Origin of the sequence: Microcoleus sp. T3_A4 (assembly GCF_036700465.1) — a bacterium.
Taxonomy (GTDB): domain Bacteria; phylum Cyanobacteriota; class Cyanobacteriia; order Cyanobacteriales; family Microcoleaceae; genus Microcoleus.
The window spans coordinates 1-14797 of sequence record NZ_JAUBOY010000013.1; the positions used below are offsets into that span (position 1 = coordinate 1).

At 46.6% G+C, this 14797-nt stretch carries 10 protein-coding genes; 2 read left to right on the top strand and 8 right to left on the bottom strand.

Translation table 11 applies throughout. The features are described from left to right. Window positions 1–272 precede the first annotated feature (272 nt). The 7 genes from QUA07_RS09355 to QUA07_RS09385 all read right to left on the bottom strand — a co-directional run bounded on the left by QUA07_RS09355 (window position 273) and on the right by QUA07_RS09385 (window position 10096). Window positions 273–1592: a hypothetical protein gene (locus tag QUA07_RS09355; RefSeq protein WP_333324378.1), complete on the bottom strand. Its 1320-nt coding sequence runs from the start codon at window positions 1590–1592 to the stop codon at window positions 273–275. Window positions 1593–1835: 243 nt separating this feature from the next. Then, complete coding sequence (locus QUA07_RS09360; protein WP_333324380.1) at window positions 1836–3056, bottom strand: alanine racemase; 1221 nt, start codon at window positions 3054–3056, stop codon at window positions 1836–1838. Window positions 3057–3289: 233 nt separating this feature from the next. Next, window positions 3290–5023 (bottom strand): asparagine synthetase B family protein, encoded by a 1734-nt coding sequence (locus tag QUA07_RS09365; protein WP_333324383.1) that lies wholly within the window; start codon window positions 5021–5023, stop codon window positions 3290–3292. Further along, window positions 5024–5647: a DUF3859 domain-containing protein gene (locus tag QUA07_RS09370; protein WP_333324386.1), complete on the bottom strand. Its 624-nt coding sequence runs from the start codon at window positions 5645–5647 to the stop codon at window positions 5024–5026. It lies immediately after the preceding gene. A gap of 274 nt (window positions 5648–5921) precedes the next feature. Beyond that, window positions 5922–6641 carry an HAD-IA family hydrolase gene (locus QUA07_RS09375; protein WP_333324388.1) on the bottom strand — a complete coding sequence of 240 codons (720 nt, stop codon included), beginning with the start codon at window positions 6639–6641 and terminating at the stop codon, window positions 5922–5924. A 169-nt stretch (window positions 6642–6810) separates the two neighbouring features. Then, complete coding sequence (locus QUA07_RS09380) at window positions 6811–8724, bottom strand: S9 family peptidase (protein WP_333324390.1); 1914 nt, start codon at window positions 8722–8724, stop codon at window positions 6811–6813. Between the two features lie 178 nt (window positions 8725–8902). Next, entirely contained in the window at window positions 8903–10096 is a 1194-nt protein-coding gene (locus QUA07_RS09385; protein WP_333324392.1) for an NAD(P)/FAD-dependent oxidoreductase, read from the bottom strand. A gap of 532 nt (window positions 10097–10628) precedes the next feature. Here QUA07_RS09385 and QUA07_RS09390 point away from each other — a divergent pair. Beyond that, window positions 10629–13700 (top strand): PAS domain S-box protein, encoded by a 3072-nt coding sequence (locus QUA07_RS09390; protein WP_333324394.1) that lies wholly within the window; start codon window positions 10629–10631, stop codon window positions 13698–13700. 103 nt (window positions 13701–13803) lie between these two features. Continuing rightward, complete coding sequence (locus QUA07_RS09395) at window positions 13804–14229, top strand: DCC1-like thiol-disulfide oxidoreductase family protein (protein WP_333324396.1); 426 nt, start codon at window positions 13804–13806, stop codon at window positions 14227–14229. 41 nt (window positions 14230–14270) lie between these two features. On the opposite strand, the gene QUA07_RS09400 is transcribed toward QUA07_RS09395, so the two are convergent. Further along, window positions 14271–14696: a hypothetical protein gene (locus QUA07_RS09400; protein WP_333219933.1), complete on the bottom strand. Its 426-nt coding sequence runs from the start codon at window positions 14694–14696 to the stop codon at window positions 14271–14273. Between the last annotated feature and the right edge of the window lie 101 nt (window positions 14697–14797).

A 14797-nucleotide genomic window follows, 5' to 3' on the forward strand; every position in this document is an offset into this window, starting at 1 on the left:
TTTTCGATCGCTCATCTTTTAGTGCATTCAATCTACAGTAATGCGCCTCTTTATTCTGTCTTAGTCTAAACTCCAGTTATGATGCAGCACCTCATCCCAAGCAACTTCTTTTAATTCCAGGTTTTGGGCATGATAATATCTCAGACATGATTGAAAGTCCTCAGTTTAGGGATGGGATGAAAAGATACATTCAGGAGGTTAATGCCACAAAATGAAAATACTTCTTCTTGGGCTCATGTTTCTTATCTGATTACAAAGTTTGAAAGCACGCCCTAACCAAAACTATCGGAGACAAACACATAGCCGCCGCCATATCCAACATTATCATCCACTAATATTAAGCCCTCGTTACCCTGCGGATCGCCACTCTGAGCAAGTCCATAATTGACCACGCGCAACAACCGCTGCGGCGTAAACGATTCTAATTCCACAAAATTGCCTGCCTCCAGCCATGCTAGTTCTTCGGCTGTTAAACCTTGCCTTACAGCGTCGGGTAATTGACGGGCTGTTTGTGCCATTGTTTGAGATTGCTGCACAAACATATCGCGGGTTGCTAAGATTTGACGGGGAGAAATTCCCAAATCAAAAATCGTCACCGCTTGATTCGCAAACCAGTTTGGATTAGTTCGCAGTTGATGTACCAAGCCAACTCCAGCAGGGCTGGCATTGTGCAGCGCATAAACTTTCAAATCGGCATTGCGCCGCAGCATTTCGATTACGGTACTGAAGATGCTTTGGGGATAGCCACTAATACTAAGAATCGCGCAGTTGTTTTCAAAATGGACGTTGTTAGCGATGAGGAATTGAGCTATTTCGTCGCTGTCACAGATAATTGCGCGATCGAAGCTGTAGGCGCTGACTTCGCGATCGATGGTGGCGGGCAAAGCCTCTTGACGAGCAGCAGGGAGCAGTTTTTCTAATGTGCCATTCACTGTTTGCCAGCGTTGCAGCCACTCATTAGTCTGGGCTTGATTAACGAGCAATATTTCACCCGTTATCTGTGGGCGATTTTTTTGTGAAATGCCCAGCCAGTAGGAAAATAGCCCTAGTGCAGTCGCTGCGATGTATCCTGGGAAATAATTAAATATCAAACTTCCTGAAATGCCCATCACTAAAATAATTACCCCTAAAATCTGGAGGTTTTTAGCATTAGTTCTTCTGTGGCGACTACCTTGTTCAGGAGATTTGCTGTAGTGGTAAAATAGCCATATCCACATCAAATTGTAGAGAGCGAAGGGAATAATTAATGCAAATTCTGAGGGAAAAATAGTAAGAGCGAAGGGAATGCCGAAGGTTCCCGCAAATATAAGAAAAAAGAAGTAGAAAAAAATCCAACTGGTTTGTGGGGCGCGAGATTTAAGCTTTTGGTCAATAAAATACAAAAACTGTTTGTGCGTAAAAAACAACATATTTTGGCTCGAAATATTCTCGATCGCCTTTTTGAAAAAGGGATCGGTGAATGCCAACTTTTTATCAATGACGGTATTGGGTTCAAAGACAAACGGATGGTTGCACCGTTTACAGCGACCCCTATTCCTGGTACGATCGCTCAAAATGTTGTCGGTATTACACTGGACGCATTTCATTCCCATTTCGGTTACTCCTGATTGATTTAATGGATTTATATTGTTGACGGTTGTTTTGGAATGATTTTACCGCAGAGGCCGCAGAGGGCGCAGAGGAAGAGAAGAGAGATAATAAGTAGAAGGAAGAAGGAAGTTCGGCAACGGATTCTGTAACGGATGTAACGGATGTAACGGATGTAACGGATGTCAGTCCGATGGAAGTCGCAAGAAGGAAGAAACTATGCCCAATGCCCAATGCCCAATGCCCTATTAAAATATTTGCCCGTTTAACAAGATAGAATAGTCTTCTCGCTGTCGAATTAATCGATCGCCCTTAGCATCAATCAACACTTCAGCAGGGCGGGGGCGGTGCAGAAAATGTGACGACATCGCATAGCCGTAAGCGCCGCTATCCAAAATCGCGATCGCATCTCCAATTTTGAGTTTCGGTAGCCAACAGTTGCGCCCCAAATAATCCCGCGAATAAGTGGTGTTGCCACAAATATCCGTTTCGTGTCGCGATACATCGTCGGTTTCCCAAGTTGCGATCGCCCGATAGCCTCCGTGCACCGCAGGCACCGATAGATTTGATACAGTCGTATCCACACCGACAATTTGCCGATCTGCCAACCACTTCACCGACACAACTTTCGCAAGCAAAACGCCACAACCTGCGATCGCCGATCGTCCCGGTTCAATCACCAACTCGATCGGGCGAGATAGCGCACTCAATCGTTCAGTAATCGCCGCACCAAACTCCCGCCAGTCAAACACCGCACCGCCTCGATAGGGATAGCCAAAACCACCGCCAAAATCGAGGGTTTTCCAATCGGGTAACTGTTGGGCGATCGCAATTAGGCGATCGATCGCCTGCGTAAAAGCACTCGTGGCGTTCGTTCCTGTCCCCCGATAAAAATGCAATCCGGTAATCCTCAACCCCTGCTGCTGCGCGATTTCGTTGGCTTTCTCGAATTCGGCGGGACGCACTCCAATCCGACTGTCTCCCGTCAATTCCGGTGAGTTGAGGCGCAGTCCAATTTCGGCACTGATCGATCGCGGTTGACTGCGCGAATATTCGCAAAAATCTTGGAGTTGCGACAGACTATCGAAATTGAATCGATGGATTTTCCATTCAATCAATTGCTGAATATCCGCCCTGTTGAGGTTACTGCCGGTGTAGACAATGCGATCGCCCGTAAAACCCGCTTTCAGCCCCAAAAACACATCGCCCGGTGTATTCGCGTGTAGCCCCCAACCAGCTTGCTGAATCAATTGCAACAGAGCAATATTGCCGTTGGTGACGCTAGCAAAATGAAACTGAACGTGCGGATAGTCGATCGATCGCGTAATATGCTCAAGAGTCTGACTGAGGATCTCGGCCTGATACACATATAAGGGCGAACCATAAGTTGACAAAAGTCGCTGGGCTAATGCTTCCGAGAACGGCGGCGAATGTATTTTGGTTTCATTCTGTAGCAAAGATTCAGTCATATTAAATCCGTTAGTATAAGAATGATAAAATCGATTCAACAATTAATAATCACGAATTGTGTAACCGGAATCAATCTCATTAATCTGCGTTAATCTATGTTAATCTGCCCTCATCTGCGGTTAAAAAAAAGAGAATTTATTAACCGCAGATGACAAGGGATAGACGCGGATTTACGCAGATAAAAACAAGAGAGATATGAAGAATGCCGATGCAGCGCGGATTTGAGATGAGTTCATTCTAGCCTCCTGCGATATTTCCAAATGCGTTGTCCGATCGCCGGTGGCAACCAAAACACATGATCCAGCGATCGCTTGCCCGGAATTTCGCCTAAAACCTCGGTTCGCCATGCCTGCCACATCAGCAGCAGCCAGAGATTATTGCCAATATAGCGATCGCGCATAGCAACTCCGAGTTGTCCCGATAACATTGAGTCGGGCAAATAAGGTTGCCAGCAATTTTGCGATCGCAACAGATTCGGATTCAGCCGATCGCCGATCGCAGCCCAAAACTCCCGGTAATACCAAACCTTCAACGGCACACCCATCCCGCGCTTTTCCCGCCAGACAATTTCCGGCGGCAGCCAGCGTTCGGACGCTTTTTTGAGGATGTATTTTTCGCACGCACCTTGCAGCAGCAGCTCTCCTGGCAGTTGAAACGTCCATGCTGTGAGGTCGGGGTCGCAGAAGGGCGATCGCACCCACAAACCGCAAGCAAACCCCAATGCCGTTGCCCTCGGCTGAATATTTTGGGAACCTTTGAGCATTAGCGAAGCCCGCCGCAGCCTCGCTAGCAGGGAAGGACAGGTTTCGGGATCGATCGCGTCTTGCAGGTAAATGCTCAAATCGTGAGACTCGATGCGATCGAGCATTTCCGGCGTAAAAATCTGTTTTTCATAACCATAAAATCGCTGAAACGTCCGCAAATACTGCTGTTCAAAGGTTTCTTTTCCCGCTGGATGTTCTGCACTGTAAACTCCGTTGGCAATCAAAGGTTTATTCGTCCATCCAGCAAATAGCTGATCGCCATTCTCGCCATTGAAAACCACTCGCACGTCTTGTGCCGCCGCCTGTTTGAGCAAAAACAGCGCAGCCGTCGTGCCATCTCCATAGGGTAAATCGAGGGCTTTGGCGGTTGGCCCGATCGCCCGCAACACTGCATCGCCCGTCGCCGCCACTCGGATCAGCGGAATCTGGAAAAAGTCGGCAACCTGTTGGGCGTAGGGCAGTTCGGAATAGGCTTCGACACCAAAATCGAGGGCATAGGCGCGCACTTGCAAGCCCGCTTTGACTAGCAGCGCCGTCACTAGGGAAGAATCGATGCCACCGGAGAGTAAAACGCCTACGGGTTCGTCGATCGGCAAATCGGCCACTTGTCGATCGATCGCCTGTTGCAACAGCCCTTGCAATTGTGCGATCGCCTCGTCTTCACTCCGCAGTAATTGGGGCGCTTCTTGCCAAGCTGAAGGCAGCGATCGCACTTTCGGCCGATCGTTAAAATCGGCAATTTCCCAAATCATCTCGCTTCCGGCTGCTACGGATGCAATTTGCTCGATCGCAGTTAACGGCGTGGGCACGTAGGAAAAACAAGCATAACTGTGTAGGGCGATCGGGCTAATTTGAGGGGAAGCAATCAGCGGTAGCAGCAATTGCATCCGCGTCGAAAACCAAATCGTTTCTCCCAACTGCATCCAGTAAAGCGGCACTCGCCCAAACGGATCGCGCCCCAGCCTTAGCTGTTTCGCTTCTACCGCCGCCCAAGCATCTCCCGGTAAATCGGTTGGCCTAAATCGCCCGCAAGCATTCAGCGTCACTGTGTCAGCCGTGAGTACAGATGCAGAGGCGATCGCCCACTCTGATAATTTGCCCTGCTGAATGCAGTAATCTGGGACTAAACGGCTGAGCGTTTTTGTGCGATCGTTGAGTCCCCAATAGCCGATAAAATGTGAAGGTTTGTCGATCGCACCCATCTATTTCACCGTGAAAGGTTCACTACTGATGACGCGCCCATCCAGGGACATCCGAACTTCCCATTTGCCTGGGGCGGCAGCAGATCCGAGATCGTAATAGCAGTGGGTATTCCAAACCGCAGTATTGATCGTGCGAGTTTGATACCTGCCCTGATGCACAGTTTGACCACTAGAATTAATCCAGTCGCATTGTAAAGACAACTCACGACCGATCCGGGCATTTTGCAACGTCACCTGGTAGTAGATGCGGGGATTGATTTGACGGTTGACTTGAGTGAGGCTGTCACCGCCCTTTTGAGATAGGGCAATTCGGTCTTCTCCTGCGACAATTTGAGCAGTTTGCTGCTGCTGATTTTGCCCGAACAGCACGCCTATACCGATCGCAGAAATGACAACAACTGTCGAGGCGATCGCGATCCAACGGTTGCGTCGCTGCTGTTTTTCTAACACTTCGCGGCGACGCATTTGGGCGATCGCATCTTCTAAAAGCTCATCAGGAAGATTCAACTCCCGTAAAATTTCTCTTACCTGATCCGGGGCCAATTCTAACTCGCGCTGCTGCGATAACTTGTCGATCTCAGCGATCACCTGTGCTAATTGAGTTTGAGTAAGTCGAGGTTCCATAAAGTTCTTTCCAGTTAAAATTAGATATATAAATCACCCCTCTCTTCTCTTCCTCTGCGCCCTCTGCGCTCTCTGTGGTTAAATTATCCATATTATTCAATAAATAGCTCTCAAAGTCAATTCATAAAAATCATAACCTTGACCTCATAAAAATCATATTTATAGGACTTAGCATGGGTGCCCAGAAACCGGGGCTTTTTACAAAAATACTTCCTTGCAACCCGCATATTAGGTAAAAAACCAAGTTTCTTTGTCCGAGTGAATAAATCCTGACTTATATAAAATCCAGACTGGCAAATTCCTCAACTTTTTGAGACTCCATTAAAAAAGGCAGTTTGCCTAAATCTAGTTTTTCCTGTTGGCGATTCAACCAAATTGCGTTTAATCCCGCCTTTTTAGCACCACAATAATCTGCTTTAAAGCTGTCGCCGATATGCAACACATTCTCGGCAGTGCAGTTGTGCTTTTGTAAAGCAGTGGTAAAAATTTTAGAATCGGGTTTTGCTGCACCAACTTCGGTGGAAATTGTCACTGATGTGAAATATGCAGCTAAATTTAGTGCTTTTAATACTGCATAAATTCGGGAATCGAAATTCGATACTACTGCTAATTCAATTCCTTGTTGCTGCCACTTATTTAATGCTGGCAATACGTCGGGATAGACGAACCAAGGTTCGGCGGTGGCAAAATGAGCGTAAAGTTCCACAAAGAATGTGGAAAAGTCTGAAAATTGGTGGAATATGCCTGCTATTTGGAATGCTTTTGCGGAAACTGTTTGCCACCACTCAAATTCTAATTGGGGAATTTTTGCTGCTTCTATCCCTGGAAATGCCATCGGACTTGCTGATGCGAAGCTTTGGAAAAATGCTGCATTTAACTCTTCACTCTTAACTGTTACTCCAAAACTATTGGCTAGTTTTCCGTAGACTTCGCCGACGCTACCGCGAACGTCAAATAGTGTACCTGCGGCATCTAGAAAAATAATTTTGGTCATTTGAGAAGAAAAAGGGAAGAGGAAAGAGGACTTATCGCACATCCGGTTGCATCGGAATGATTTAACCACAGAGAACACAGAGGAAAAGAAGAGAAGAGAAGAGAAGAGAAGAGAAGAGAAAAAAGATTTGAATGATTCCTTCTTTCTTCTTCCTTTTTCCTTCTTCCTTCTAATTAGTTGTTGGCGGATTCACCACACCAGAATGATTGGCAATGTTGCCCGCAGGTTCAAATCTGCCTCCTAAATATTTGGCTAGGAATTCTTCGGCGATCGCATAAAAGTGCAGGCGATTTTCCGGCCGCGCAAATCCGTGTCCTTCATCTGTATAAAGCACGTATTCTACAGGTTTGCCGGCTTGCTTCATGGCATTGACAATTTGCTCGCTTTCTGCTACTTTGACTCGCGGGTCGTTAGCACCTTGGGCGATTAGTAAAGGTTTCTGGATGCGATCGACAAAAAATAAAGGCGAGATCGATTTCAGAAACTCTGGTTCTGTTTCCAGATTTCCGACGCGGTGATACAGACTTGCTTTTCTCGGTTCCCAGTAAGGGGGAATAGTTTGCAGCAGTGTAATCAAATTGCTCGGCCCGACAATATCGACGGCGCAGGCAAAAACATCGGGACTAAAAGTCAATCCCGCTAAGGCAGCATAACCACCGTAAGAACCGCCCATAATCGCAATTTTATCGGGTTGGGAAATTCCTGTTTCTACAAGCCAATTAACCCCATCTAGCAAGTCGTCGTGCATCTTAGCGGCCCATTCGCGATTGCCGGCATTGAGAAAGGCTTTGCCGTAGCCGGTGGAACCGCGAAAATTGATTTGCAAAATGGCGTAACCTCGGTTTGCCAGCCATTGGGCTTGTGGATTGTAACCCCAGGTATCGCGGGACCAGGGGCCGCCGTGAACCAGCAAGACTGTCGGTACGGGCGTTGAGACACCAATCGGTTTTGTCAGGTAGCCGTGAATGGTTAAACCATCTCTTGCGGTGTAAGAAATGGGTTCCATTGATGATAGCGGTAGCCCTTCGAGTTTGGGTTGGTTGCTGAACAGGAAGGTGAAGGTTTTGGAGGCGCGATCGTACACATAATAGTAAACTGGGCCGTCGTCTGTCATGTAAGCGACTAGCCAAGTGGTATCGGCGAGGTTGCGGCTGGTGATAGAGAATTCGCCGGGGCGGAATTTGCCGAGCTCCTCAAAATCCTCTGCTATGCTTTGGTCTAAAATCTGCCACTCTTGCTTGTCCTTGTAGAAGGAAACCGCCTGAATCTCTCGCTTGGTGGGGTGTACGACAATGCCGCCGACATCGTATTCTGGGTCTGAGGCGAGATCGGTTTCTTGTTTGGTTTCTAAGTCTAAGGCGATCAAACGTTCGGCGTTAGCATCGTGATTGCCCATGATGTAAAGAATTTTGCCGTTTTCTGAGAACATGACGGCACCGCCTTCCTCATCGGGCCCCCACCTTCGCAGGCTTTCCCAAGACTTGTCGGCAGTTTCCCGAAACACCAATTCTGATCCGCCGTCGGCAGTTGTGGCTGTGGCCGCCCGCACTTGAAATTCGCCGTCAGCAGTCCAACCGACGATGTTACCTGGGTTTTCGGTGTCGAGTTCAACGGCACCGTTTTGCAGGTTGATGCGGTAAAGATCGTGTTTGCGGCGATCGCGGATGTTCATTCCCACTAATATTTCATTGGGGAATTTGCGGTCAAAGGCGATCAGATGAGCTCGAACACCTTGAAATGCTGTCAAATCGCGAACCAGGTTTGACTGGATATTGACTGAGAATAAATGCCATTTTTCATCACCATCAATATCTTGCTGATAAATGAGCTCTTCGCCGCTGTAAGTCCAGAAAAAGATGCGGATGCCGCGTTTTTTATCGGCTGTGAGTTGGCGGTCATCTGCTTGACCTACGGTACGGAGTCGCACTTGCAAGACGTTGTTTTCGTCGGGTGCAATGTAGGCGAGATACTTGCCGTCGGGTGAAAGTTGGGGGCGGGTTCTTTCAGGATTTCCGAACAGAATCTCCCGCTCTATCAACGGTGGAATTTCAGTTTTTGGCTTTTGAAATGTGGAATTTTGCATTTTTTATCGTGCCTAATATTCTCTGAATCTACACTCCGACAGAAAAAACCAGGTTTTTACCAAATATGCGCGTAGTAGTGAAGTATTTTCGTAAAAAACCCGGTTTCGGAACCGCCCTCATAAGTCCTACAATCAATAATAAACCGTCAACTGTCAACAGTTAACAGTCTACAATCAACTAACTTTTAAGCAAATCCTGAATCGGTTTACTAATCCAATTGAAACCAACTTTTAGTTGATGGTCAAATGTTGGCATCCGATAGAGATAAGCTAAGCGGCGAGCAATGTGCGCTAGTTGTCCGTCGAGTTTAATTCCTAAACCGGCCAGGGTGGCGTTGTCATTTCCTAATGTCATCATTTCTCCTAGCGGCTGATAGCGGAAAGGAAGTAATGGGCGGCCGGTGAGGGAGGCCCAAATGTTCCAGGCGGTGTAGTCAGCTTGCTGAAAGGCTGTTTGGGCTGTTCCGGGGACTTTTTGATTAGTTGCATCGTGACATTCAGCTAAGTCTCCCAAGGCAAATATATCTGGATGGTCGATAATTTGCATTTGCGAATTGACTATTAATTGACCGCGGCGGTTTTGTTTGAGGGGTAGCGATCGCACTGCTTGACTAACTTGAGTTCCTACTGTCCACAAAACTATGTCTACGGGTAGAACATCTAATTGTCCTTTGTAAAGTAAGGATATTGTGTCCGATCCGATCGCCTCTACTTCTGTTTCTAAGTCGATCCACACTTGCCGTTTTTCTAAAGCTTTGCTGGCGGCTTCGCGGTTAAACTCCGGCGATGTCCGCAAAATCATGTCGCTTTGCTCAACTAACCGCACGCGACCTTTTTCTCCGAGTCGATCGGCTAATTTACAAGCTAATTCTACTCCCGAATAACCGGCGCCGACGATCGCAACCCGAATTTTGTCGTTGTTGCTGGCTTCTAAAAACCGCAGTCTTTCTTCTAAGCGGTATGCGTCGTCGAGAGTGCGAAATGAGTAAGCGTATTCAACGGCACCTTTGACCAGATCTAGGGGGGTTTCGCCGCCTAAAGCTAAAACCAGGCGATCGCACGGAATTTCTGGCCCGTCGTGCAACTGCACTCGCTTTTGCTCCACATCGATGCCGGAGACAGTACCTTGACAAAAGCGCACGCCTGTGGTTTCCAATAGTTCGGCAAATGGTGGAGCAATTTCCCAGGTTTGGAGTTCGCCGGTCACGAGTTCGTAGAGCAGGGGAACGAACAAAAATCGATCGCGGCGGTCAACTAGGACAATTTCTGGTTTTTCGGTTTTGGAGAAGGGTAACTGACTCAAGCGCAGGGCTGTGTAGAGTCCGCCGAAGCCTCCGCCGAGAATACAAATCCGGGGTTGTTGTTGAGTCATGGTGTTTTGTTTGAGGGGCTCACGGTAGCAAGGAAACTTATCTTATTCTAACGAGAGTGAGGGAGTGGGGAAGGGGGGAGTGGAAGACTGGGAAAATGGGAAAATGGGAAAATGGGAAAATCTTCCATCTTTCCCTCGAATCTCAACATCCATCTGTTGAATCCGTTAAACTCACACCTAGAGCACCATTCTCAATAAGCTTTTTATGGGCGGACTCTTCGGCCCAACCCCTACTCCCCATAAGAAAATGCACTTGTTGTGGAACAGGCCGGAAAGCCTGTTAAGCGAGAATGGTGCTCTGGGCGTGAGTGAAATCCATTAAAGCCGTTAGACAATGCGTTTCCGAACTGTTTTCTATATCTATAGCCTTGATTAGCTTTACCTATTACTCGCCCTCAAATTTTCTGAAGGTTCGCAGAACTAATTTTGTACTATATTAGTTTATAATGAATAATTTCGCACATTAAATTCACTTTTTATAGGGTCATCTACTCTACCACTTGCCCCCGCACTCACAAGTGAAAAACAAACCATGCAAACTTCTTCCAATTCTTCTAAATTTAAGAACGGCGATCACAATAACGAAGACGACTCATCTTTGTTAAAAAGCGAAGAACGATATAAAAATTTAGTAGCTAATATTCCCGGTGCTGTCTACCGCTGTACCTGCGAGTATACGGAGGACGGGGAATTAACACGGACAATGGCGTTTTTGAGCGAGGCTGTTCAAGAAATATCAGGCTATCCCTCTTCTGATTTTATCAACGATCGCGTCCGTTCCTTGGCAAGCATTATCCATCCTCAAGACCGGAAAAAGGTGGATGCTAGTGTGAAAAAAAGCGTAGCAACCAGAACTTCGTACATCCTTGAATACCGGATTGTCCGGGCGGACGGCGGAATTAGCTGGGTTTACGAAAAAGGCAAAGCTATTGGCTGCGAGGCGGAGGAGGGTAGAGGAAAACAAGAAGGACAAGGGGAAATTGAGGGCTTTTTGTCGGCTGTGGTTTCGCCGGTATCGCAGATCGCAAATTCTCTGTATCGGGTTGTCTATCTCGACGGAGTGATTTTGGATATTAGTGAGCGAAAGCGCACTGAAGAAGACCTGCGAAACACTCAAGATTTTCTGAATGCGGTACTGCAAAATCTGCCAGTTAGCGTCTTTATTAAAGATGCTGTGGAACAAAGATTTATTTATTGGAATAAAGCTAGCGAAGAATTGTTTGGCTATTCGAGGGATGAAGTGCTGGGAAACAATGCTGCTGAATTGTTGGAGCCAGAGCAGGCTAATTACTTGCAAGCACAAGATTTAGAATTATTCGCAAGACACAAAGGCGTCGATTTGCCAGAAGAAATCATCCAACTTCCGCGCCGAGGAAAGCGAATTTTGCACACTAAAAAAGTTCCTTTGTTTGACGATTCTGGCGCGCCTAAGTATATTCTGGGTATTGCTCAAGATATTACGGAAAGCAAAAAAACAGAAACAGAATTGTCGCGCTTGGCTATTGTGGCTCAAAAAACGCAAAATGGTGTGATTATTACTGATGCTCAAGGCTGCATTGAATGGGTGAATGAAGGATTTACTCGGATTAGCGGTTACGTGCTGGCAGAAATGCAGGGAAAAAAACCGGGTGATGTGCTGCAAGGCCCTCAAACAGACCCCCTAACTATTGCTCAACTGCGATCGGCTTTGGCAACGGGACAGTTGTTTAATCAGGAAATTTACAATTACAGCAAGGATGGAAAGGGTTATTGGGTGGCGCTTTCCATCGCTCCAATTTTTCTAGAAAATGGGGAACTCGAAGGTTTTATTGCGGTGCAAACTGATATTACCGATCGCAAGCAAGCAGAGGCAACAGTCAGGGAAAGCGAGAGTTATTATCGCTGCATTGTCGAGACGGCTTCGGAGGGCGTTTGGATGTTTGACAGCGAAAGTATCACGACTTTTGCTAACAGCATGATGGCCGAAATGCTGGGGTATACTGTGGAGGAAATGCTGGGGCGATCGCTATTTGAGTTTATAGACTGCGACTCTAGGAAAATAGCAGAAAGTTACGTGCAGCGCAGGCGGGAAGGCATTCGCGAACGCCACGATTTTAAGTTTACTCGCAAAGACGGATCTCACTTGTGGGCGATCGTCTCGGCGACGCCGATGTTCGACGGTGAGGGCGAATTTTCCGGGGTGTTGCGGATGATTACCGATATTAGCGATCGCAAACAAGCAGAAGCCGAATTGCGCCAAACTCTCAAAGAGTTGGAATTTGAAAAATTTGCTTTGGATCAATCGGCAATTGTCTCGAATACCGACGAATTCGGAGCCATTACCTATGTCAACGATCAATTTTGCGAACAATTTAAATATTCCCGAGAAGAACTGATCGGCAAAACCCACAGACTTGTCAATTCTGGCTATCATTCAGCCGATTTTTTCAAGCAGCTTTGGTCAACCATCCGCCAGGGAAAGGTTTGGCGAGGAGAAATGAAAAATCAAGCTAAAGACGGTACATTGTTTTGGTTGGATACTACGATTGTACCGTTCTTAAATACGAACGGCGAACCCCATCAATATGTAGCAATTCGTAAAGATATTACCGCTCGCAAACACGCAGAAGAAGCGGTGCAGCTTTCCGAAAGTCAATTGAGGACTAAAAATCAAGAATTGGCAAAAGCCCTGCGGGACGTGCATAAAACTCAAAGCATGATGGTTCAGAATGAAAAAATGGTAAGTTTGGGGCAATTAGTCGCTGGCGTTGCTCACGAAATCAACAATCCAGTTAGCTTTATTTACGGCAACGTCATGCACGCTGACGATTACTTTAAAGACTTGCTAAAAATGCTGCAACTTTACCAGCAGGAATACCCGCACCCAACACCGGCAATTAAACAAGAAATAAATGATATCGATTTGAATTTTCTGCTCAGAGATTTGCCGAAGCTGTTAAATTCGATGAAAATGGGAGCAGAGCGAATTCGCCAAATTGTGCTGTCACTGAAGAATTTTTCGCGATTAGATGAAGCCGAACAAAAGCAGGTGGATATTCACGAAGGGATTGAAAGCACTTTGTTGATTTTGCAGCACAGGTTGAAAGAAACGGCAGGGCGTCCTAAAATTGTGCTGATCAAAGAGTTCGGCAATTTGCCCCGCGTACAGTGTTATGCAGGACAGTTGAATCAGGTTTTTATGAATATTATTGGCAATGCAATTGATGCTTTGGAAGAGGCAATGGAGACTGGACAGTGGGCAGAGGGACAACTGGCGCCTATTCCTTATTGTCCTTCACCGACGCTGCGGATTTGTACGGATGTAAAATATGAACAGGATGCTTTGATGCAAGCCGATTCTGCTGTTTCTGATGATTCAATGCGGCATCCTTCTCATATTGTGATTGGGATTGCTGACAACGGGCCAGGGATTCCGATAGATGTTCACAAAAGGCTGTTCGATCCGTTTTTTACTACGAAAGAACCTGGTAAAGGTACTGGTTTGGGGCTGTCTATCAGCTATCAAATTGTGGTGGAAAAACACGGCGGGCAGCTTAAGTGCGATTCTGCACCGGGTCAAGGCACGGAATTTGCGATCGAGATTCCTGTAGTCAGTAGTCAGTAGTCAGTAGTCAGTAGTCAGTAGTCAGTAGTCAGTAGTTATTTACTACCAATTACCTATTCCCGATGCCCAATGCCCAATGCCCAATTCCTTATTCCCCATAACCATGAAATATAACGTAATTTATGACGGCAATTGCAATCTCTGCGTTACCTTGGTACAGTTACTAGAAACCTTAGACAAAGGCCAGAATTTTGAGTATATTTCCATGCAAGATTTAGAGCAATTAAATCGCTTTGGGATTACGTCTCAAGACTGCGAAATGGGGATGATTTTGATAGATGGCAACACCCCAGAACGTCGCTGGCAAGGCAGCGATGCGGCGGAGGAAATCGGACGGATATTGCCTGCTGGCGAGGTGTTTGTGGCTGCTTATCGGGCAATGCCGGGGATGAAGTGGATGGGCGATCGCGTGTACGAACAAGTCCGCGATAACCGCTATACTTTGTTTGGCAAGCGATCGACTACTTACAAATCTGTTTATCCGGTTGGCTGTAGGTCGATCGACAATTGCGATAATAGCAACGACTAAAGTCCTTAGTACAAACAGGTTCGCAGTGAAAACTGAATTCCTCAAAAAGATTGATTAAACAAATCGAATATCTGCTGGCAAAAGTCTTTGAGTTTTTGCGCCGACTCCACCGCAGGTTCGGTTTGGCCGAGAAAATTCCAATTTTCCACAGTAGAAAAGTGCCACTGCTGACCGCTATGATCGTAACCGGCTGCCTCAACTCCGATCGCCCGCCGATACCCTTCCACCGGATCTTGGTAAAATCGGATTTGAATCAAAATGCTGCGGCTTTGCAGCAAGCGGCTTCTACCGGGAAAATGGAAGCCAATGTCGATGGAATCTGGATCTACAAGTTCTCTGGTATCCTGGTCATTCATCCAAGGTTTCAAATCGACTTTTGCATCCGGGAATTCGGACTTGAATAAATTAACAACCGCAGCAATTTTGCTGGCAACTTCTATATTTTTGGCTTGTTCGGCAGCGTTCACTCGAAAAACTCCTATCAAATATAGTTATTACATTTAGCTAATAATGTAACTGCATACTGCCGAATGTAGACTGTGAACAGCGGACTTTTTCAGAAATAATT

Excerpts from the sequence above, each read along its gene's own strand:
- QUA07_RS09390 (WP_333324394.1), top strand. The coding sequence starts at position 10,629 with ATGCAAACTTCTTCCAATTCTTCTAAATTTAAGAACGGCGATCACAAT.
- QUA07_RS09365 (WP_333324383.1), bottom strand. The coding sequence starts at position 5,023 with ATGGGTGCGATCGACAAACCTTCACATTTTATCGGCTATTGGGGACTC.
- QUA07_RS09380 (WP_333324390.1), bottom strand. The coding sequence starts at position 8,724 with ATGCAAAATTCCACATTTCAAAAGCCAAAAACTGAAATTCCACCGTTG.
- QUA07_RS09375 (WP_333324388.1), bottom strand. The coding sequence starts at position 6,641 with ATGACCAAAATTATTTTTCTAGATGCCGCAGGTACACTATTTGACGTT.
- QUA07_RS09385 (WP_333324392.1), bottom strand. The coding sequence starts at position 10,096 with ATGACTCAACAACAACCCCGGATTTGTATTCTCGGCGGAGGCTTCGGC.
- QUA07_RS09370 (WP_333324386.1), bottom strand. The coding sequence starts at position 5,647 with ATGGAACCTCGACTTACTCAAACTCAATTAGCACAGGTGATCGCTGAG.
- QUA07_RS09395 (WP_333324396.1), top strand. The coding sequence starts at position 13,804 with ATGAAATATAACGTAATTTATGACGGCAATTGCAATCTCTGCGTTACC.
- QUA07_RS09360 (WP_333324380.1), bottom strand. The coding sequence starts at position 3,056 with ATGACTGAATCTTTGCTACAGAATGAAACCAAAATACATTCGCCGCCG.
- QUA07_RS09355 (WP_333324378.1), bottom strand. The coding sequence starts at position 1,592 with ATGGGAATGAAATGCGTCCAGTGTAATACCGACAACATTTTGAGCGAT.